The organism is Pseudonocardia yunnanensis (assembly GCF_039534065.1).
Lineage (GTDB): Bacteria > Actinomycetota > Actinomycetes > Mycobacteriales > Pseudonocardiaceae > Pseudonocardia > Pseudonocardia yunnanensis.
Genome location: NZ_BAAAUS010000024.1, coordinates 310,481 through 331,186, shown reverse-complemented (window position 1 = coordinate 331,186; position 20,706 = coordinate 310,481). Strand labels below are relative to the sequence as shown.

At 71.7% G+C, this 20,706-nt stretch carries 20 protein-coding genes; 14 read left to right on the top strand and 6 right to left on the bottom strand.

What is annotated here, in order from left to right; translation table 11 throughout:
* The first annotated feature begins 60 nt into the window (after window positions 1-60).
* The 3 genes from ABD743_RS23195 to ABD743_RS23185 are packed head-to-tail and all read left to right on the top strand — an operon-like array spanning window position 61 to window position 3,012.
* Window positions 61-777: a DUF998 domain-containing protein gene (locus tag ABD743_RS23195; RefSeq protein WP_344724254.1), complete on the top strand. Its 717-nt coding sequence runs from the start codon at window positions 61-63 to the stop codon at window positions 775-777.
* Entirely contained in the window at window positions 774-1,766 is a 993-nt protein-coding gene (locus ABD743_RS23190; protein WP_344724253.1) for a DMT family protein, read from the top strand. The genes ABD743_RS23195 and ABD743_RS23190 overlap by 4 nt, the downstream gene beginning before the upstream one ends.
* A 55-nt stretch (window positions 1,767-1,821) precedes the next feature.
* Window positions 1,822-3,012, top strand: coding sequence for a glycosyltransferase (locus ABD743_RS23185; protein ID WP_344724252.1), 1,191 nt, complete (start codon window positions 1,822-1,824; stop codon window positions 3,010-3,012).
* 9 nt (window positions 3,013-3,021) lie between these two features.
* On the opposite strand, the gene ABD743_RS23180 is transcribed toward ABD743_RS23185, so the two are convergent.
* The 3 genes from ABD743_RS23180 to ABD743_RS23170 form a co-directional block, all read right to left on the bottom strand.
* A complete protein-coding gene (locus ABD743_RS23180) occupies window positions 3,022-4,203 on the bottom strand; it encodes a glycosyltransferase family 4 protein (protein WP_344724251.1) in 1,182 nt (393 codons plus the stop codon).
* Window positions 4,200-5,129 carry an alpha/beta fold hydrolase gene (locus ABD743_RS23175; RefSeq protein ID WP_344724250.1) on the bottom strand — a complete coding sequence of 310 codons (930 nt, stop codon included), beginning with the start codon at window positions 5,127-5,129 and terminating at the stop codon, window positions 4,200-4,202. Before ABD743_RS23175 ends, ABD743_RS23180 begins: the two co-directional genes overlap by 4 nt.
* Before the next feature lie 110 nt (window positions 5,130-5,239).
* Window positions 5,240-6,610: an FAD-binding oxidoreductase gene (locus ABD743_RS23170; RefSeq protein WP_344724248.1), complete on the bottom strand. Its 1,371-nt coding sequence runs from the start codon at window positions 6,608-6,610 to the stop codon at window positions 5,240-5,242.
* Between the two features lie 157 nt (window positions 6,611-6,767).
* Between ABD743_RS23170 and ABD743_RS23165 the strand changes: the two genes are divergently transcribed.
* From ABD743_RS23165 to ABD743_RS23150, 4 genes are all read left to right on the top strand, one after another.
* Window positions 6,768-7,457, top strand: a complete 690-nt coding sequence (locus tag ABD743_RS23165; protein ID WP_344724247.1) for a winged helix-turn-helix transcriptional regulator — start codon at window positions 6,768-6,770, stop codon at window positions 7,455-7,457.
* A 134-nt stretch (window positions 7,458-7,591) separates the two neighbouring features.
* Window positions 7,592-7,978, top strand: coding sequence for a hypothetical protein (locus tag ABD743_RS23160; protein WP_344724246.1), 387 nt, complete (start codon window positions 7,592-7,594; stop codon window positions 7,976-7,978).
* Window positions 7,979-8,275: 297 nt separating this feature from the next.
* Complete coding sequence (gene dnaE, locus ABD743_RS23155) at window positions 8,276-11,821, top strand: DNA polymerase III subunit alpha (protein WP_344724245.1); 3,546 nt, start codon at window positions 8,276-8,278, stop codon at window positions 11,819-11,821.
* A 92-nt stretch (window positions 11,822-11,913) separates the two neighbouring features.
* On the top strand, window positions 11,914-12,246 hold the full coding sequence (locus tag ABD743_RS23150) for a GYD domain-containing protein (protein ID WP_344724244.1): 333 nt from the start codon (window positions 11,914-11,916) through the stop codon (window positions 12,244-12,246).
* Window positions 12,247-12,251: 5 nt separating this feature from the next.
* On the opposite strand, the gene ABD743_RS23145 is transcribed toward ABD743_RS23150, so the two are convergent.
* Window positions 12,252-13,115, bottom strand: a complete 864-nt coding sequence (locus ABD743_RS23145; RefSeq protein WP_344724243.1) for a PaaX family transcriptional regulator — start codon at window positions 13,113-13,115, stop codon at window positions 12,252-12,254.
* Window positions 13,116-13,169: 54 nt separating this feature from the next.
* Between ABD743_RS23145 and ABD743_RS23140 the strand changes: the two genes are divergently transcribed.
* The 7 genes from ABD743_RS23140 to ABD743_RS23110 all read left to right on the top strand — a co-directional run bounded on the left by ABD743_RS23140 (window position 13,170) and on the right by ABD743_RS23110 (window position 19,277).
* Window positions 13,170-14,453, top strand: a complete 1,284-nt coding sequence (locus ABD743_RS23140) for an adenosylmethionine--8-amino-7-oxononanoate transaminase (RefSeq protein ID WP_344724242.1) — start codon at window positions 13,170-13,172, stop codon at window positions 14,451-14,453.
* Between the two features lie 90 nt (window positions 14,454-14,543).
* Complete coding sequence (locus tag ABD743_RS23135; RefSeq protein WP_344724241.1) at window positions 14,544-15,548, top strand: GNAT family N-acetyltransferase; 1,005 nt, start codon at window positions 14,544-14,546, stop codon at window positions 15,546-15,548.
* 70 nt (window positions 15,549-15,618) lie between these two features.
* A complete protein-coding gene (locus ABD743_RS23130; protein WP_344724240.1) occupies window positions 15,619-16,770 on the top strand; it encodes an 8-amino-7-oxononanoate synthase in 1,152 nt (383 codons plus the stop codon).
* A complete protein-coding gene (gene bioD / locus ABD743_RS23125) occupies window positions 16,767-17,480 on the top strand; it encodes a dethiobiotin synthase (protein ID WP_344724239.1) in 714 nt (237 codons plus the stop codon). The genes ABD743_RS23130 and bioD overlap by 4 nt, the downstream gene beginning before the upstream one ends.
* Window positions 17,459-18,484, top strand: coding sequence for a biotin synthase BioB (gene bioB / locus ABD743_RS23120; protein WP_344724238.1), 1,026 nt, complete (start codon window positions 17,459-17,461; stop codon window positions 18,482-18,484). Before bioD ends, bioB begins: the two co-directional genes overlap by 22 nt.
* Entirely contained in the window at window positions 18,481-18,705 is a 225-nt protein-coding gene (bsaP, locus tag ABD743_RS23115) for a biotin synthase auxiliary protein BsaP (protein ID WP_379659214.1), read from the top strand. Before bioB ends, bsaP begins: the two co-directional genes overlap by 4 nt.
* Window positions 18,706-18,785: 80 nt before the next feature.
* Window positions 18,786-19,277 (top strand): type II toxin-antitoxin system PemK/MazF family toxin, encoded by a 492-nt coding sequence (locus ABD743_RS23110; RefSeq protein WP_344724237.1) that lies wholly within the window; start codon window positions 18,786-18,788, stop codon window positions 19,275-19,277.
* 38 nt (window positions 19,278-19,315) lie between these two features.
* Here ABD743_RS23110 and ABD743_RS23105 read toward each other — a convergent pair whose 3' ends face one another.
* Together ABD743_RS23105 and ABD743_RS23100 are read right to left on the bottom strand one after the other, a co-directional pair.
* The gene (locus ABD743_RS23105; RefSeq protein WP_241039389.1) at window positions 19,316-19,993 is read right to left on the bottom strand and encodes an LON peptidase substrate-binding domain-containing protein; all 678 of its coding nucleotides are present in this window, start codon (window positions 19,991-19,993) and stop codon (window positions 19,316-19,318) included.
* A gap of 4 nt (window positions 19,994-19,997) precedes the next feature.
* On the bottom strand, window positions 19,998-20,696 hold the full coding sequence (locus ABD743_RS23100) for an NUDIX hydrolase (protein ID WP_344724236.1): 699 nt from the start codon (window positions 20,694-20,696) through the stop codon (window positions 19,998-20,000).
* Window positions 20,697-20,706 lie beyond the last annotated feature (10 nt).

Here is a 20,706-nt window from a genome sequence, read left to right as displayed (position 1 = left end):
AGGGCGAACTCGGTGGACATCCTGATGTTCGTCTCAGCGTAGGGCTGGCACGGTGAGCGCGTGACCAGGATCGGGGGGGCCGGGCGGGAACCCCGCAAGAGCATGTGGGCGGGTGAGACGGTTGTTGCGGGGGGCGTAGCGGTCGCGCTCCTGTCGCTCGCACTTCTGCACGTCATGGGGAGTGGGACGCTCGACCCGCTCACCCGCCTCATCAGCGACTACGTCTTCCTCCCGGGCGGTTACACACTGCTCGGGCTGGCCGGGATCGCCCTGGCCACGGCGAGTTTCGTTCTCTCGCGCGGCCTGCGCCGGGGCGCCCTGCCCGATGCCGGACCACCTGCCGGGCTGCTGGTGAGCGTGGCCGTGGCGCTGGTGCTCGTCGGGGTCTTCCCCACCCACGATCCCCGTACCACCGCGGGGCTGGTCTCCACCGTGCACCGCGCGGCAGGCGGCTGGGTGCTCGTGATGGTGCCGGTGGCCGGCTGGATGGTGGCCCGCCGGGCGCGTTCGGCGCCGGCATGGAAGGCCGCCGCGCCCGCCGTGGCCTGGTGCGCAGGCGTGGCCGCGGTACTCTGCGCCCTCTTCCTGCTCAGCCTGCTACCGATCGTTATCGGCACTTCACCCGGATTTCCCCTGCTCGGAGGGGTACAACGTGTTCTCTACGCGGTAGTGATGCTGGTACTTGTGGTTACCGCCCGGGCGACCCGGCTGGCGGTCGAGCATGCTCCGGGCCCGGCGGCCCTTCCATCCGGCGTCGAGCTCAGGGGTGCGGCGTGATCGACATCCTCACCGGCATCGCGATCGCGCTTGCCGTGCTCGGTGCCGTCTGCTTCGCGTGTGCTGCCGTCCTGCAGCACCACGCGGTCTCCCGGGAGTCCGGTCCGCCCGGTGACAGCGATGCGGGCAGCGGGGCGCTGTCGTTGCGCGGACTGCTCGCGGTGACCAGGCGGCCGGGCTGGCTGCTGGGCCTGGGCGTTGCCGCGGCCGGGTCCGCGCTACATGCCGGAGCGCTGGTGCTGGCTCCGCTGTCGGTCGTCCAGCCGATCGGCGTCCTGGCCGTCCCGATCGCCGTGCTCCTCACCGCCGTGCAGCGGGGCCGCGTGCCGGCCGGCGGAGTGTTCGTCGGAGTGCTGCTCAGCATCGGCGGCGTGGGCGTGTTCGTCGCCACGGCCGCGAGCACCGCGGTCAGCTCACCCCCGCCCGACCAGTCCACCCTCATCGCGAGCCTCGTCGTCGCCCTGATCGTCCTGGTGCTGGCCGGGGTCGGCCTGGCCCGCTCCGGCTGGGTGCGGTGCGTGGCCTGCGCGATGGCGGGGGCCGTGGCGTTCGGCCTGGTCTCGGCGCTGGTACGGGCCGTGTCCCAGTCGGTCGCGTCCGGCCACGTCGGGGTGCTGGATCCGCCCGTCGTCGCCGCCGTCGCCGGAGTCGGGGCGTCCGTGCTGGTGGGCGGCTGGCTCGTACAGCAGGCCTTCGCCTCAGGGCCGCCCGAAGTGGTCATCGCGTGCCTCACGGTGGTCGACCCGATCGTGGCCGTGCTCCTCGGAGCGGTCCTGCTCGGTGAGGGTTCCGCAACGCCCGCCGAGACCTGGCTGCTGCTCGTCACCGCCGCCGTCATCGCCACCGCCGGTGTCGTCGCACTTGCCCGCCACCACCCCGACGCCGTGGCGGCCCGCGCCGCCCGCGCCGGCTCCGTCCCACCCTCGCCCGAGCGCTCCCAGACTCCGGCCGCCTACGCGCGGTCGGCGCAGTCCCCCCACGACCGGTGATCCCCAGCACCGGCTTCACCCGCACAGCTGTACACACCCGAGAGGACGACCCGTGATGCCTCCGCCCGAGAAACCGATGCGGATCCTGATCGGCGCCGAGACCTATCCGCCCGACGTGAACGGCGCGGCGCGCTTCGCCGAGCGGCTCGCCACCGGCCTGGCCGGGCGTGGCCACGACGTTCACGTGGTCGCCCCGTCACCCACGGGCTCCCGCACGCGCGACACGCGCGATGGTGTGACCGTCCACGGGGTCCGCTCCCACCGGTACTTCATGCACGCCGGGTTCCAGGTCTGCATGCCCTGGGAAGCCGGACCGGACACCGCGGAACTCATGGACGAGATCAACCCGGACGTCGTCCACACCCAGGCACACATGGTGGTCGGCCGCGGCGTCGTGAAGGCGGCACACCGCAGCGGACGCCCGCTGGTGGCGACCAACCACCTCATGCCCGAGAACCTCGTCGCCTACTCGCCGATCCCGCGAGGTCTGCGTCGGGCGTTCACCACGATGGCGTGGAAGGACCTCGGCAACGTCTTCGGCCGGGCCCACGTGGTCACGGCGCCCACGCCGCGTGCGGTGGAGCTGCTCGTGCGCCACGCCGGCCTCGTCGACGCGATCCCGGTGTCCTGCGGGATCGACGCCGAGCGCTACCGCTCCGTCGAGCGCATCCCCGGCGCCGTGCCCACCGTGCTGTTCGTCGGCCGGCTGGACCAGGAGAAGCGGGTCGACGAGCTGATCAAGGCGTTCGCCGCCCTGCCCGTGGAACTGCCGGCGCAGCTCGAGATCGTCGGCGACGGTGCGCGTCGCGAGGAGTGGACGGCGCTGGTCCAGGGTCTCGGCATCGCCGGGCGGGTGCGGTTCCGCGGCTTCGTCTCCGAGGAGGACCTGCTCGACGCCTACGCCCGCGCCGCAGTGTTCTGCATGCCGGGAGTGGCCGAGCTGCAGAGCCTCGTCACTCTGGAGTCGATGGCGGCAGGCCTTCCGGTGATCGCGGCCGACGCGATGGCACTGCCGCACCTGGTCCGCCCGGGCCGCAACGGCTGGCTCTACACGCCCGGCGACGTCCCGGAGCTCACCACGCGCCTCGCAGCGCTGCTCGCCGACCCCGCACAGCGGCGCCGGATGGGGGCGGCCAGCCGGGAGATCGTGGCCGAGCACGCCATCGCCGCCACGCTGAACCGATTCGAGGGGATCTACGAGCACCTGCTGGAGCGCGACGGGCTGCGGGTCGGGCAGGCGGCCTGAGCCGCGGGTTCAGCGGGCGCGGGCGGCCGCGACGCGTTCCAGCAGGGCGAGCAGCACCCGTGCCGAGTTCTCCCAGCTGAAGCGGCGGCCCTGCGCCCGCGCGGCCACGGAGCGTTCCTCCCAGACCCCGGGCTCGTCGAGCTCGCGGACGGCACGGACGAAGCCGGCCACATCGCCAGGGGCGACGTAGGCCGCGGCGTGCCCGCCCACCTCCCGGAACACCGGGATGTCGGTGACCACGAGGGGCGTGCCCAGCGCCATCGCCTCGACCAGCGGGATGCCGAATCCCTCGTCCCGCGACGCCGAGACCAGCGCCGTGGCCCCGCGCAGCACGTCGCGATAGGTCTCGTCGCTTGCGCCGTCGTGGAACACCAGTCGGCCGCCCGGCGCCAGCGCGGTGAGCCGGGCCCGCTCGTCGGGGGAGATCCGGCTCATGAGGTGCAGCTCGTGGCCGGGGAGTGCCGGCATCGCGCTCGCGAGCGTGCCGACGTCCTTGTAGGGCATGAACGAGCCCATGTAGACGAGCGCGCCGGTGCGTGGTGTCCGGGGGAGCTCGGGGCCGGGGTCGGGCGCGTTCGAGACGACGGTCACCGGGCGTCGGGTGAGACGGTGCGCGGCGACCTGTGAGGCGGTGGCCGCGGAGACCGTGACCACCGCGTCGGCCCGGTTGAGCAGCACCCGCTGCGGCCACCATGCGAGGTGGTACAGCCGCCACAGCAGCCGGATCGGGGCAGGGAACTGCGGGGGCGGTGCCGGGTGGCGGTAGTAGATGAGGTCGTGCACGGTGAGGACGAGGCCGTAGTCGCGGCCCCAGCTCCCCATCGTCTGCATCGGGGAGAACACGACGTCCGGCTGCAGGCGCCGGACCTGCCGGGCCACCAACGGCTCGCCGATCGCGGTGGGGCTGCCGATCAGGTGCCAGGGCAGGTCGGGGGGCAGATGCGTGAGCTGGCGCCGATCGCTCACCAGCAGCTCGATGGTGTCGCCCCTGCCCTCGGTGCCGACGCGAGCTGCGCCGTGCCCGGCGCCGCTGGGCGCTCCGCCCGCACTCCGCTCGATGCTGGTGCGAGCTGCGCCTGCGCTCCGCTCGGCATGCAGCCGCGCCAGCGCACCCACCAGTCCCGCGGTGTACCGGCTGATGCCGTCGTGGCGGTCGATGCGGACGTAGCGGCAGTCGACGAGGATCCTCATGGCACCGGCAGGGCGGTCAGGAACGCCGACATCGCCGCGGCGACCGCGTCCGGAGTCTCGTAGTGCGCGAGATGGCCGGTGCCGGGCACCATCACCAGCCGCGCGTCCGGGAACCGCCCCACCAGCGCCCGCTGTGCCGTCGGGGGCGCGATGTCGTCACGCTCGGCGGCGACCAGCAAAGTCGGGGCGGTGACGGCGCCGGCGAACTCGCCGACGTCGTGGCCGACCGATGCATGGAATGCCTCGAGCAACGTGCGGCGGTCGGCGAACGTGCTGAAGTACCGGTCGTGCTCGGCGTGGATCCAGCGCCGCAGGTCGCGATCGCCCGTGGTGGCCATGGCGACGCTCGCCACCCTCGTCATCACGGGGTGACGCAGCAGCGCGGTGCCCGCGCGCTCGGGCAGCGCTGCGGCGAGGTGGTGGTAGAGCACCGTCAGCCGCGTGACCACCACCCGCGGGCCCGCCAGCGCGGACGCCGCGATCGGGTTCACGAGGACCAGGCCACGCACCGGCGGTGGCCCCGCCTCGCCCGATGCCGGCGGCTCCGGGCGGGCGAGAGCCGCGGTGGCCACGATCGAGCCGAAGGAGTGGCCCGCGAGCACGGCGTCGCCTGCCGGTGCGACGGCGGCGAGGAGGTCACGCGCCCATGCGGCGTAGCCCGTCACGTCGTGGGCGTCGCCCGGCAGCGGAGGCGACTGGCCGAACCCCGGCAGGTCCGGCACCACGACGCGAGCGTCCGGAAGGTGCGCGACGATCGGCTCCAGCCCGTGGTGGTCGCCGCGCAGGCCGTGCAGGAACACGATCCGGTGCGCCGCGTCCTCGGCCCCGTAGATCCACAACCGGGTGCGCCCGCCGCGCAGCGCCACCTCGTCCTCTCGAACGGGTACGCGCGCGATCACCGGTGCATACGGGGAGGTCTCGCTCATCGCGGAAAGTCTATGAGGTCGTTTCCGAATGATGTTCCGAGCTACCGGTTCCAGATCACACATGTCTGTGCGTCGCTCGTGACGGTGCGCAGCGTCCCGGGCATCCGCGCTCAACCGGGGCGGATGTTCTTGTTGTGGTGGAAGGCGTTGTCGGGGTCGTACTTGGCCTTGACGTCGGCGAGCCGCCGGTAGATGTGATCACCGTATGCCTCTCGAATACGGCTGCTGTCGTCGTCGGAATCGAGGAAGTTCACGTAGACGCTGCCGGCGCGGTGCGGTTGGAGGGCCTGGAGGAACCGCCGCGCCCACATGGTCTCGGCGGCGGCATGCTCGCCGGACTCGGCAGGGAGCCACACGGCGTCGATGATGATGTTGTGGGCCACGTCGCGGCCGGCGTAGGCGGTGGCGTCGAGGGGGACTCGGGCGACGGCGCCACCCATGTGGAACATCGCCGAGTACGACCGCGGCGAGCCGGCGGCGTAGGCATGATCGGCGATGACGGCGACGGTGTCGTCGGAGAGGCCGGCGAGGTCCGTGGCTTTCCAGTAGTAGTGCCACCCGTGCAGGACGGTGTCGTCCACGCCGCCCTGGAAGGCGGCGTACGGCGTGGGTGCGAGCAGGTCCACGAGCGGCGTCCCGAACTGTCGAAGAGCCCGCACCGCGCGGTCGCCGTCCTCGACGGCGCCGGCGTAGCAGCAGGCGACGGCGATGGCCGGCCGCCAGTGCAGGTTCTCGGGGATGACCGGCAGTGGGGGCACGGTGCCCAGCCTGACCACGCTGCCGAGCTCGTCGGGCGCCGCGGCGACGAAGTCCCGGTAGAAGCGCAGCACGTCGACGGTGTCGTCGGCCGCCCAGAAGACGGGTCCGGCCATCACGGTCGGGCCGACGGGATGCAGGGCGAACCGGAACGAGCTGACGACGCCGAAGTTGCCGCCGCCGCCTCGCAGCGCCCAGAACAGATCGGGGTGCTCGTCGGCGGACGCCTGCACGATGCTGCCCTCGGCGGTGACCACCTCGGCGGCCAGCAGGTTGTCGACGGTGAGCCCGTGTGCACGCATGAGGAAGCCGATACCGCCGCCGAGGGTGAGCCCGGCGACGCCGGTGTGGCCCACGATGCCGCCGGTGGTGGCCAGACCGTGGGCCTGGGTCTCGTGGTCGACGTCGCCCCACAGTGCACCGCCCTTCACCCGGGCCGTTCGGCCGGCGGGGTCGACCCACACGGCCCGCATCGCCGAGAGGTCGACGACGATCCCGTCGTCGCACACCGCGGTGCCGGCCACGTTGTGGCCCCCGCCCCGTACGGCGATCTCCAGGTCGTGGTTGCGGGCGAAGCGCACGGCCGCGGCCACGTCAGCGGTCCCGGTGCAGCGGGCGATCAGCCGGGGGCGCCGGTCGACAGCGCCGTTCCACACGGCTCGGGCGGAGTGGTAGTCGGGGTGGTCAGCGGTGATCAGCCGGCCCCGGAACCCGTCGATCTCCATGGCGGACCTCCTCGCTCAGGTCGCCGACGTGCTCGGTGGTCGATGTCGCCATCGGCCCTTCCGCTGTCGAACGGCTTCATCGCATCACCGTGGAACACTGCCGTGAAGTCAGGAATCTGGACTTCACGCCCGAAGGCAGGGGCGCGACACTGGCCTCGTGCGGACGTACGGCCAGTACTGCCCGATCGCCCGTGGCGCCGAGATATTCGCCGAGCGTTGGACGCCACTGATCATCCGCAACCTGTACGTGGGCTGCGGAAGCTTCGGTGAGATCCTGGAGGGCGCCCCCGGGCTCTCCCGCACGCTGCTCTCGCAGCGGCTCAAGCATCTCGAACGGCTCGGCATCGTCGAGTCGGCAGGCAAGCCCGACGGGCGCGGACGCCACTACGAGCTCACCCCCGCGGGTCACGACCTCTTCACGGTCTGCAGGTCGCTCGGCGAGTGGGGCGCCCACTGGCTCGAGATCGCCCCCGAGCACCTCGATCCGTTCGTGGCCCTGTGGTCGATGTGCAACATGCTCCGCCGAGACCGCCTCCCGGCGCGACGCGTCGTCGTCCGGTTCGACTTCACGGGCCGCCGGCGCCCCGAGCGGTACTGGCTGCTGATCGAGCACGGCGACACGGAGATCTGCAAGACCTACCCCGGCCTCGACGAGGACCTCTACGTCACGTCGGAAGCCGAGGCCTTCGTCAAATGGCACGCCGGCCGGCTCAGCTGGGCCGAAGCCACCCGCGACCGCCGCATCCGACTCCACGGCCCCTCGTGGCTCGTACGAGCCTTCCCCACTTGGAACGCCCGCAGCGCCTTCGCCCACATCAAGCCGGCTACGGCGAACCTGGCGGGCTGACATCTTCGACGGGGTAGGGCCGCTCGGGGGTCCAGGGCGGACCCCTTCGGCCGGTCGCGGCCGCTGCCAGGCAGGGGCTGCGGGAGGACCAGGGCGGCCCGATACTCAGTGCCCCGGGGCCTATGGAGGTATCCATGTCCCGTCCGCTGGTCTCCCACCTGGCCCGATTCTCACTGGCCACTGCTGCCGCCCTGCTCCTCACAGCATCCCTGCCCGCTCCGGCCCGGTCGGCCAGCGGCGACGTACCGGTGACACTCGGTGCGCCGGGGATGGGCGGCCCCATCGTGACCGCTCCGAGGACCGTGGTGAAGGACCCCCGGGACGGTCACTGCTACACAGTCCGTGAGGTCTTCCCCGACGCTCCTGAGGGCGCCTATTTCCGGTCGGTGGGCAACTACAGCGTCGCGCCGGTGTCCATCTACAGGGCCGACGCGTGCGCCGGTCCGCCGTATGGCCCGACCCCCCTGTCGTACGGCCAGGTCGTCACCGACGCCGAGTTGCGGTCCTTCAAGGCCCGTTGAGATCCGGCGCCGGCCCGTCCCCCTCCCTCGTGTCGTGCGGTGTCGCAAGCTACGGCGGGATGTCGGGCACATCGGCCGCGCGGCGCTCGACGGGCCCTTCGACACGCCGATCGGTGAGGTGAGCAGCACGTTCGGCAGAAGGTCGCCCGCGTGCGGAGGACTGTCGGGCCCCAGGGTTAGCCTTGGGGATCCCCACGGTTCGTGGCCGGTACGTCCGAGAGGACGGCCCGGCGAATCGGCCGCACCGAGCGAGCGCTGCCCCCCGCGGGCCGCGCCGGAAGGGAGCTCTTCACCCCGATGGCCAGCGCGAGCAGCGGCGACAGCTTCGTCCACCTCCACACGCACACCGAGTTCTCCATGCTCGACGGTGCGGCAAGACTGGACGACCTGTTCACGGAAGCCGCGCGCATGGGTATGCCCGCGATCGCCATGACCGACCACGGCAACGTCTACGGTGCCTACGAGTTCTGGCGCAAGGCCAAGGCCCACGGGGTCAAGCCGATCATCGGCATGGAGGGCTACCTGTCGCCCGGCAGCCGCCACGAGCGCAAGCGCGCCACGCTGGGTGGGCAGACGGTCAGCGACGACAACCCGGGTGAGATGTACACCCACATGACGCTGCTGGCGGAGAACACGGAGGGGATGCACAACCTCTTCCGGCTCTCCAGCCTCGCGTCGCTCGAGGGCTACTACTACAAGCCCCGCATGGACCGCGAGCTGCTCGAGACGTACGGCAAGGGGATCATCGCCACCACGGGCTGCCCCTCCGGTGAGGTCCAGCGGCTGCTGCAGCAGGACCGCTTCGACGACGCCTGCCAGGCGGCGAGCGACTACCGCGACATCTTCGGCAAGGACAACTTCTTCTGCGAGCTGCTCGACCACGGCATCGCGATCGAGCGTCAGGTCCGTGACGCGCTCTACGACCTCAAGAAGAAGCTCGACCTCCCGGGTCTCGCCACCAACGACCTGCACTACACCTACGCCGAGGACGCCAAGCCGCACGAGGTGCTCCTCTGCGTGCAGACCGGCAAGACGCTCGCCGATCCCGGCCGTTTCAAGTTCGACGCGTCCGACTTCTACCTCAAGTCGCCTGCCGAGATGCGCGCCCAGTGGGATCCGGTGTTCCCCGAGGCCTGCGACAACACGCTGTTCGTCGCCGAGCGGGTCGACGTCGGCTTCACCGAGGGCCAGGACCTCATGCCGCGCGCGCCCGTCCCCGACGGGGAGACGGAGGAGAGCTGGCTGATCAAGGAGGTCGAGCGCGGCCTGCACATGCGGTTCCCGGGCGGCATCACCGAGCGCTACCGCAAGCAGGCCGACTACGAGGTCGGGATCATCATCCAGATGGGGTTCCCCGGCTACTTCCTCGTGGTCGCCGACCTCATCCAGCACGCCAAGTCCGTCGGCATCCGATGCGGTCCCGGCCGTGGCTCCGCGGCGGGGTCGCTGGTGGCCTACGTGCTGGGCATCACCGACCTCGACCCGATCCAGCACAAGCTGATCTTCGAGCGCTTCCTCAACCCCGAGCGCATCTCGATGCCCGACATCGACATGGACTTCGACGAGCGCAGGCGCGGCGAGATGATCCGCTACACCACCGAGAAGTACGGTGAGGACCGCATCGCGCAGATCATCACCTACTCCACGATCAAGGCCAAGGCCGCGATCAAGGACTCGGCGCGGGTGCTCTTCGGCCAGCCCGGCTACGCGGTGGCCGATCGGATCTCCAAGGCGATGCCTCCGGCGATCATGGGTAAGGACATCCCGCTCTCGGGCGTGTTCGACCCCGCGCACAAGCGCTACTCCGAGGCCACCGAGGTGCGTGCGCTCTACGAGAGCGACCCACAGGTCAAGGAGATCATCGACACAGCCCGCGGGCTCGAGGGCCTCAAGCGGCAGTGGGGCGTCCACGCCGCCGGCGTGATCATGTCGAGCAAGCCGCTGATCGACGTCATCCCGATCCAGCGCCGCGACTCCGACGGCGCCATCATCACGCAGTTCGACATGGGCGCCTGCGAGACGCTCGGGCTGCTCAAGATGGACTTCCTCGGGCTGCGCAACCTCACGATCATCGACGACGCGCTGGAGAACATCGAGCTCAACGGCAAGCCGAAGCTCGAGATCGAGGGCGTCCCGCTCGACGACCCCACGACGTACGACCTGCTGGCCCGCGGCGACACGCTCGGCGTCTTCCAGCTCGACGGCGGCCCGATGCGCGACCTGCTGCGCCGCATGGCCCCCACGGAGTTCGACGACATCTCGGCCGTCGGCGCGCTGTACCGGCCCGGCCCGATGGGCGCCAACGCGCACAACGACTACGCCGACCGCAAGAACAAGCGTCAAGAGGTCACGCCGATCCACCCGGAGCTGGCGGAGCCCCTCAAGGACATCCTCGGCGAGACCTACGGCCTGATCGTGTATCAGGAGCAGGTCATGGCCATCGCGCAGAAGCTCGCCGGCTACACGCTCGGCAAGGCCGACCTGCTGCGCCGCGCGATGGGCAAGAAGAAGAAGGAGATCCTCGACAAGGAGTACGCCGGCTTCGCCCAGGGCATGAAGGACCACGGCTACTCCGAGGCCGCGGTCAAGACGCTCTGGGACATCCTGCTCCCGTTCTCCGACTACGCCTTCAACCGCGCCCACTCCGCGGCGTACGGCGTGGTCTCGTACTGGACCGCCTACCTCAAGGCCAACTACCCGGCCGAGTACATGGCCGGTGTGCTCACCTCGGTCCGCGACGACAAGGACAAGGCCGCCGTCTACCTGGCCGAATGCCGTCGCATGGGCATCACGGTGCTGGCGCCCGACGTCAACGAGTCGGTGCGCAACTTCGCGCCGGTCGGCGACGACATCAGGTTCGGCCTCGGCGGCATCCGCAACGTGGGTGTCAACGTCGTCGACGCGATCGTCGCGGCACGCAAGGAGAAGGGCGCGTTCACCGACTTCTCCGACTTCCTGCGCAAGGTCGACGCGGTGGTCTGCAACAAGAAGGTCATCGAGTCGCTGATCAAGGCGGGTGCATTCGACTCGCTCGGCCATCCGCGCAAGGGCCTGCTGCTCGTGCACGCGGATGCGATCGACGCGGTCATGAGCACCAAGAAGGCCGCGTCCATGGGGCAGTTCGACCTGTTCGGTTCCATGGACGGGTCGGGCCCGTCGGAGCTCGACGCCGTGTTCGACGTCAAGGTGCCCACCGACGAGTGGGACCCCAAGCACAAGCTGGCCGTCGAGCGGGAGATGCTCGGGCTCTACGTGTCGGGCCACCCGCTCCACGGGGTCGAGCAGGTGCTCACCGCCAAGTCCGACATGGCGATCTCCACCATTCTCGAGGGCACCGTCCCCGACGGCCATCAGGTGACCATCGGCGGCATCCTCGCCAACGTGAACCGCCGGGTGAACAAGAACGGCGAGCCGTGGGCGTCGGCGCAGCTGGAGGACCTCGCCGGTGGCATCGAGGTGCTGTTCTTCCCGCGCTGCTACCAGGTCGTCGGCGTCGACGTGGCCGAGGACGCCATCGTGCTGGTCAAGGCGAGGGTCAACCGGCGCGACGACCGCGTCTCACTGATCGTCAACGATCTCGCGGTGCCCGACCTCACCCAGGCGGGCGGCGGCGCGGGCGCTCCGGTGAAGGTCAGCATGCGCACCGAGCTGGTCACGCCGCAGCGGGTGTCGCGGCTCAAGGACGTGCTGAGCAACCACCCGGGCACCTCCGAGGTGCACCTGTCGCTGGTCAACGGCACCCGCACCACCGTGCTCCGCCTCGACGACGCACTGAAGGTCACTCACTCGCCGTCGCTGATGGGCGATCTGAAGGCGCTGCTCGGCCCCGGCTGCCTGGGCTGACGGGGCGGGGCGGCGCGGCGTCCGGTTAGCGGCTGACACCACCGGACGGCGGTGGTGCACTGGGCTGACCCATCTCTTCCGGAAGGGTCGTCATGGCCGCCTACGCGCTGTTCTTCAGCTACACCCCGCAGGCCTGGGAGCGCATGATCATCAAGCCCGGCGACCGGGCCGCGGCGGCACGGACGATGATCGAGAGCGCGGGCGGCACGCTGGAGTCCCTCTACTTCATGCTCGGTGACCGCGACGGGTTCGCCGTGGTCCACGTACCGGGCAACGAGGACATCGCGGCCCTGTCCATCGCCATCTGCAGCAGCGGCGCCTTCTCATACGTCGAGACCCGCGCACTGGTGGCGCCCCAGGATCTCGCCGGAGTGCTGGAGAAGGCGGCTGCGGCCCGCGGGGCCTACGCGCCCCCAGGGGAGTAGATCGGTCAGCCTGCCGTGGTGACCAGATCGAGCCAGTGATCCTGGGCCTGCCGGTCCCACCGCGCGTGCAGCGTGTCGAACAGCTCGGCCGCGCGCGACCCGGCCCAGCCGGCGGGCAGCAGCTCGCCGGGGAGCTGGGGATCCAGGAACGGAAAGCGCCGCCAGGCGTGCACGAGGTGGATCTGGTGGGCCAGCACGTCGGCCGGGTCGATCGGCGTCGCGTCGGCGAACGTGTCGAGGAACTCCTCGTACGCGGCCTCCACCGCCGCGAGGTTCCAGGCCTGCTCGACGACCTGACGCTCGGCGCCGATCGCCCCGAACGGGCCGACGAACGAGCTGCTGACCCCGGTCAGCTCGAGGTCGGCGATCACGTCGGCCACCTCGTTCTGCTTCGAGGGATCGGGGGTGAGCCACACGCCAGGCGCGGGAGACCCCAGGCCGGCCCAGGCCAGGCGAGTGCGCAGCCGGTGCCGGAGCTGGCGGCGGGCCTCGGGCACGCTGACGAGCAGCACCATCCACCGCCCGTCCCAGGAGTGCGCTGCGGACCCGAACCCGTAGATGCGGGCTGCGCCGTCGGAGAGAAGCCGGCGGCCCTGCTCGCTGAGGCCCCACCGCACGCGGCGCCCGGCGCGGTCGGACACGAGCAGCCCTTCCGCCGCGGTGCGGGCCAGCGCCTGCCGGGCCGACTTCGACTCGACCCCCAGACCGCCGAGCACGTCGATGAGCACCTGGGTCCACACCGTCTCGTCGCGCGGGAGCACGAATTCACCGAGCACAGTGAGCAGGAGAGAACGTGCGCTCGTGGCGCCGAGCTCGCGGCGGCGCGACAGCGCCGGATGTGCGCTCACGGTCTCGGCGGCGGTGGACATGACCAGCCACCTTAGCCCGAACCACCCACGGACCTCGGCATAGGCTGCCTCGTCGTGACGACGACCGACGAGCTCATCGCTGCAGACCGAGCGCACGTGTGGCACCCCTACGCGCCGATGCCGGCGACCGTGGCACCGTTCGTGGTCCAGTCGGCCTCCGGGGTCCACTTGAGACTCGCCGACGGCCGGGAGCTCGTCGACGGCATGTCGTCATGGTGGGCGGCGATCCACGGCTACGCCCACCCGGTGCTCGACGCCGCGGTGCGCGACCAGCTCGGCACGATGAGCCACGTGATGTTCGGGGGCCTCACGCACGGGCCCGCCGTCGACCTCGCACAGCTCCTCGTCGACAACACCCCCGCCGGTCTGGAGCACGTCTTCCTCACCGACTCCGGCTCGGTGTCGGTGGAGGTCGCGATCAAGATGTGCCTGCAGTACTGGCGGTCGCGCGGCCGCCCGGAGAAGCACCGGCTGATGACGTGGCGTGGCGGCTACCACGGCGACACGTTCGGCGCGATGAGCGTCTGCGATCCCGACGGCGGCATGCACACGCTGTGGCGCGACGTCCTGCCGCAGCAGGTGTTCGCCGGGGTGCCGCCCACCGCGTTCGAACCGGACTACGTCGCCGAGCTCGCCGGCCTCGTCGAGCGTCATGCCCACGAGCTGGCCGCCGTGATCGTGGAACCGGTGGTGCAGGGAGCGGGGGGCATGCGCTTCCACGACCCCCGCTACCTGCGCGTGCTTCGCGAGCTGTGCCTCACTCACGACGTGCTGCTGGTGTTCGACGAGATCGCCACCGGGTTCGGCCGCACCGGCGAGCTCTTCGCCGCCGACCATGCCGGCGTCGCGCCCGATCTGATGTGCGTGGGCAAGGCCCTGACCGGCGGCTACCTGTCGATGGCGGCCGCGCTGTGCACCGGCGAGGTCGCCCGCGGGATCTCCGAGGGCGAGGCCGGGGTGCTCATGCACGGCCCGACGTTCATGGGCAACCCGCTCGCCGCGGCGGTGGCGGCGGCCTCGACGCGGCTGCTGCTGGACAGCGACTGGCGTGCCCGGGTTCGCGGGATCGAGACGGAGCTGCGCACCGCCCTCGCCCCGGCGCGGGGTATGCCCGGTGTCGTGGACGTGCGGGTGCTCGGCGCGATCGGAGTGGTGCAGATCGACCGCCCGGTGGACATGGTTGCGGCGACGGCGGCAGCCGTGGAGGCGGGGGTGTGGCTACGCCCCTTCCGGGACCTCATCTACACGATGCCGCCGTACATCTGCGAGCCCGGGGACCTGGCGGCGATCGGAGCCGCGGTGCTCGCCGCAGCCGCCGCGACCCCCCACCAGGCCTGACCCACCCCGCGAGTCCCCCGCTCCCGCGGGAGTCGCCGGCATGTCGGAAATAGGGAGCAATGGGCGGTTCTGGTCGTCTACGGTCGCGGCGTGACCGTGGCAGTCCTCCCGCCGGAGCTCAGGTCGGAACTGCACTTGCGTCCGATGCGTCGTGACGATGCCGCGCGCTGGGCGGTGCTGCTGGCCGCGGTCGAGGAGGTCGACCGCCGCGACGAGCACTACGACGCCGACGACTGCGCCGAGGAGCTTGCCGACCCCGATCTCGACCTCGGGCGCGACACGCTCGTCGTGCTCGACGGGGCAGGTGACAAGAGTGTGGCGGTCGCCTACCAGGTGCTGCGGCTGCGCGGCAGAGACGCCGAGGGTGCTCGCATGTTCACGGACGCCGCCGTGCACCCCGCGTACCGGCGCCGCGGCATCGGCGCCGCGCTCCTGGCCGTGGCGCTCGACCGGGCCCGTGAGCTCGGCGCCACGCTGCTCATGCGGGTGCCCGAGACCAACGCGGGCGCTGTCGGCCTGGCCGAGCGAACCGGGATGGGTCCGGTCCGGTGGTGGTCGCGGCTCGACCGCGATCTGGCCGAACCGATCACGCCCGCTCTCGTGCCGACCGGCCTGATGGTCGCATCGCTCGGACCTCCCTACGACGCGGCGCGTTGGGACGAGCCGCTGCGTGCAGCGCACAACAACGCCTTCGCCGACCACTGGGGCTCCGCGCCGGTGAGCCGGCAGGCCTGGGCGCACTGGCGCACCGGGAGCAGGTCCTTCCGGCCGGGCTGCTCGGCGGTGGCCACCACAGCTGACGGTGAGATCGCCGGGTACGTGCTCGGCTACGAGTACGGCGCCGACACCGAGCGCACCGGGCGGCGCGACCTGTACGTCGACACCGTCGGCACCGTCGCCGCCCATCGCGGACGAGGGGTGGCGGCCGCCGTGCTCGCGCACGTGCTGCACGCGGCCCGTGGCCTCGGTTACGACACCTCGTCGCTCACCGTCGACGCCCAGAACCCGACCGGCGCCCTGGGCGTCTACGAGAGGGCGGGCTACCGCCTGCACCGCCGCGAGATCACCTTCGCCACCCCCTCCTCACACCCCTGATCCAGCCCCATCCGCGCGCCGGACTTGCCGTTTGAGCCTCGCTCGGTCCGAGTCGTTACGGTGGGTGCTCGTGGCCCCCTTCCCGCCCTCACACCCGTTGGCCTGGCTCGACTCGCATGCCGCGCGGAGACGGGAAGTCGGGCTCCGGCGCGAACTGCGCCCGCGCAGCGCCGCGGACCCCATGCTCGATCTGGCGGGCAACGACTATCTGGGCCTCACCGGCGACCCACGCGTGATCGCGGGAGGGGTCGATGCCCTGCAGACGTGGGGCGCGGGTTCGACGGGTTCCCGTCTGGTCACCGGCACCACCGCGCTCCACGACGAGCTGGAGCGCGAGCTCGCCGACTTCTGCGGCGCCGAGTCCGGGCTGGTGTTCGCCTCCGGGTACGCGGCCAACCTCGGCGTGCTGACCGCGCTGTCGGGTCCGGGCACCTTGATCGTCTCCGACGCCGCGAACCACGCCTCGCTCGTGGACGCGTGCCGCCTCTCGCGAGCGCGGGTCGAGGTCGTGCCGCACGACGATCCGGCCGTCGTCGACGCCGTGCTCGCCGCTCGCCAGGAGCCGCGCGCGATCGTGGTCACCGAGAGCGTCAACAGCGTCGACGGCGGGCTCGCCCCGCTTCGCGAGCTGCACGCGGTGTGCCGCGAGCGGGGCGCACTGCTCGTCGTCGACGAGGCGCACGGGCTGGGCGTGGTCGGCCCGGGTGGCCGCGGCCTGCTCGCACAGGTCGGACTGGCGGGATCGGACGACGTGGTCGTCACGGTCACCCTTTCCAAGGCGCTCGGCAGCCAAGGCGGAGCAGTGCTCGGGCCCGCAGCCGTCGCGGCGCATCTCGTGGACACGGCTCGGACGTTCATCTTCGACACGGGATTGGCCCCGGCGTCGGTCGGCACGGCGCTCGCGGCTCTGCGGGTACTGCAGGCCGAACCCGACCGTCCGTCGGCCGTGCTGCGTGCCGCCGCGGAGCTGGCCGACGCGGCCGGAGTGCCCGCACCCGCTTCTGCCGTGGTGTCGGTCGTGCTGGGCGACCCGGCCCGGGCGGTCGACGCCGCCAGGGCGTGCGCCGAGCGCGGAATCCGGGTCGGTTGCTTCCGGCCCCCGTCGGTCCCGGAGGGCACGAGCCGGCTGCGCCTGACGGCCAGGGCGACGCTGACGGACGCCGACACCGCCCTCGTCCGCAGGGTCCTGGCGGAGGTTCTCGTTCCGGTGGCCGCCCGATGAGCGTCGCAACGGCGGAGATCCTGGTCGTCACCGGCACCGGAACCGGGGTCGGGAAGACGATCGTCACCGCGGCGATCGCGGCGCTCGCGCGTGAGCGGGGGCAACGCGTGGCCGTACTGAAGCCTGCGCAGACCGGGGTCCGGGCGGGCGAACCCGGAGATCTCGCCGACGTGGCCCGGCTCGTCCCCGGCATCACCACCCGCGAGCTGGCCCGTTACCCCGAGCCGCTCGCGCCTGCCACGGCGGCCCGCCGCGCCGGACAGCCGCCCGTCACGCCCGCGGAGGCTGCCGACGCAGCACGCAAGCTCGCCGCCGACCACGACCTCGTGCTCGTCGAGGGCGCGGGCGGGTTGCTGGTGAGGTTCACCGACGACGGCGGCACCCTCGCCGACGCAGCAGCGGCTCTCGGTGCTCCGGTGCTGGTCGTGGCCGCCGCGGGCCTCGGCACGCTCAACCACACCGAGCTCACCGTCGAGGCGCTCCGTGCGCGGGGCCTGGCCTGCGCAGGCGTCGTGATCGGCGCCTGGCCCGCTGTCGCCGACCTCGCGGCTATGTGCAACCTCACCGACCTGCCCGCCGTCACCGGTGTGCCGCTGGTCGGGGCACTCCCCGACGGGGCAGGCGCGTGGCCGCCCGGCGAGTTCGTGACGGCCGCACGCCACGGCCTGGGCAGCGCCCTCGGAGGCGAATGGCAGACTCCAGGACCGTGACGACGATCGAGACCGACATCCTGGCCACGGCGCGCAGGCAGGTGCTCGAAGAGGGCACGGGCCTCACCGAGGCGCAGGTCCTCGAGGTGCTGCGGCTGCCCGACGATGCGCTCGACGAGCTCCTCGAGCTGGCGCACCAGGTGCGGATGCGGTGGTGCGGCCCCGAGGTCGAGGTCGAGGGCATCATCTCGCTGAAGACCGGCGGATGCCCCGAGGACTGCCACTTCTGCTCCCAGTCCGGCTTGTTCGACTCCCCGGTCCGCTCGGCCTGGCTGGACGTCCCGTCCCTGGTCGAGGCGGCCAAGCAGACGGCGAAGACGGGTGCCACCGAGTTCTGCATCGTCGCCGCGGTCCGCGGTCCGGACGCGCGGCTGATGGCGCAGGTGGCCGCGGGCATCGCGGCGATCAAGGACGCGATCGACATCAACATCGCCTGCTCGCTGGGCATGCTCACCCCCGAGCAGGTCGACGAGCTCGCCGCGATGGGCGTCCACCGCTACAACCACAACCTCGAGACGGCACGCTCGCACTTCCCGAACGTCGTCACCACGCACACGTGGGAAGAGCGCTGGGAGACGCTGCGGCTCGTGCGGGACGCCGGCATGGAGGTGTGCTGCGGCGGGATCCTCGGGATGGGGGAGACCCTCGAGCAGCGGGCCGAGTTCGCCGCGCAGCTCGCGTCGCTCACCCCTGACGAGGTGCCGCTCAACTTCTTGAACCCGCGCCCCGGCACGCCGTTCGGCGACCTCGAGCCGATGGCCGGACCGGATGCGCTGCGCACCGTGGCTGCGTTCCGGCTGGCGCTGCCGCGCACGGTGCTGCGCTTCGCCGGCGGGCGTGAGATCACCCTCGGCGACCTGGGCGCGCGCAAGGGCCTGCTCGGCGGGATCAACGCCGTGATCGTCGGCAACTACCTCACCACGCTCGGCCGCCCGGCGGAGTCCGACATCGACCTGCTCGGCGAGCTGCAGATGCCGATCAAGGCCCTGAACGAGACGCTGTGAGCGCGCCGGGGTTCTGCGACCAGTGCGGTGTGCCGGCCGACGAGGGCGAGCACCCGCGCTGCGCCGCCCGTCGGGAGCTCGAACCGCCGCGGTTCTGCCCCGACTGCGCCCGGCGCATGGTGGTGCAGGTGACGCCCACGAGCTGGACGGCGCGGTGCAGCCGCCACGGCGAACGGCGGAGCGCCGATCAGCGCCGCGACGCTGATCCTCTGCACGCCTGAGGCCGAGTCGCAAGACACCAGCAACCGGTTCGTGATCATGACGAATGGTGGGTCACAGGCGCGTCCATCATGCTGTGGCCATGTCGAACTGGAGCGGAGTCCTGCGGCAGGCCACGAAAATCGGTCTGGACCTGCTGTCATCGCGCAAGCCGGAGCCGGCTGCTCCTCGGAGAGTGCCGGCCCGCAGCGCGTCGTCCTTGGACCGGGCGCGCACGATCATCTATTCGCCCGACCCCGACGGCACCGCGGATCCCGGCGAGATCGTCTGGGCGTGGGTTCCGTTCGAGGAGAACGACGGGCGGGGTAAGGACCGGCCGATCCTGGTCGTCGGGCGGCAGGGCGGGGAGCTCGTCGGGCTGATGTTGTCGAGCCAGCTGGACCACGCGGGCGAGTGGGACTGGATCTCCATCGGGTCGGGACCGTGGGATCGCCAGGGCCGGGAGTCGTTCGTCCGGCTCGACCGTGTGCTCGAGGTCGGGGAGCACGACATCCGGCGTGAGGGCGCCGTCCTGGATCGGCACCGCTTCGAACGGGTCGCCGGGGAACTACGCACGCGCTTCGGTTGGCGTTGACCGTGTGACTCGCGGGCCGGGGCGAGCGGCTCGCGGGGTCAGTTGATGCTGGTCTCCACCGCATAGGTGGTGATCGGGGCGGGGACGGCGCGCAGCTGGCTCAGCAGGCCGGTCTCGCGGGCCAGGAGTGCGCGCACCATGCGTAGCCGCTCGATGGGGGAGGTCTGCTCGAGCAGGCGCTGGCGGTCGCCGATCGGGAGCAGGCAGTCGGCCGCGAGGAGGTGCGGCAGGGTCTGTGGCTCCTGGTCGTCGGCGGGTTCGGACCAGTCGCCCGCCTTCCATGCGGTGGCGCAGTAGCGGCGGTGGGCCGCGCGGGCCGCGGCGGTGAGCATCTGCGTCATCCCGTCGGCGGAGGGCGCCTCCGTGTCGGGCAGGAACTCGACCGACCCCATCAGGTAGGGCTTCGACTCGTCGTCGAGATCGAGCAGGCGGAACCGCCGCGCCCCGCGGGTGACGATGTCGAAGCGGCCGTCGGGCAGCCTGCGGACGTCACGCAACTCCGCCGTGCAGCCGACGGTGTGCAGTCCGGCGATGCCGTCGTCGTCGGGTGCCCACCCCTCACGGACGGCGACGACCCCGAACTCCTTGTCCGGCACCGCGCCGGTGACGAGATCGACGGTGAGCTGCCGGTAGCGCGGTTCGAAGATGTGCAGCGGCAGGGAGGCTCCGGGCATCAGCACCGTGCCCAGCGGGAACAGCGGGAGCGTCTCAGCCACCCAACTACGGTACGGCGCCGCGCAGTTGCTCGCTCGGCGGCCGCAGCACCGCGAATGCATCGGTCACGTGAAGCACTCGATCGGTGAAGCGGAAGAGCGCCGCGGGCCGTCCGCCGGCCGGTCCGGGGGGTGCGACCTCGCCTGTCGGCTCCAGCAGCCGGCGCCGGGTGAGCACCCGTTGCAGGTTGGTCGCGGACACCGGATGCCCGAGCGCGGCCACGTAGAGCCCGCGCAGCGCGGAGATCGTGAACTCCCGCGGGGCGAGCGCGAACCCGAGGTTCGTGTAGGACAGCTTGGCCCGTAGCCGGTCGTGGGCGGCCTCGACGATGGCGGCGTGGTCGAACGCCGTGGGGGGTAGGGCGCTGAGGGGGTGCCATGCGGTGTCAGCGGGGACCTCGGGGTCGGAGTCGGACGGGACGAGCCCGAGGAATGCGGTGGCGATCAGCCGCGAGCCTGGTACGCGGTCGGGGTTGCTGAACACCGAGATCTGTTCGACGTGGGTCACCTCACGGACGTCGACCTTCTCCGCGAGCTGGCGGCGTACCGATCGCTCGACGTCCTCGTCGTCCCCGAGCCGCCCGCCGGGGAGTGCCCATCGGCCCTCATCCGGCGGGCGTGCCCGCTGCCAGGCGAGCACCTGCAGCGAGCCGTCGCGGATCTGCAGCACCGCCGCCAGCACCTCGTGCTCAGTCGGGCGGGCCATGCGCGGATGG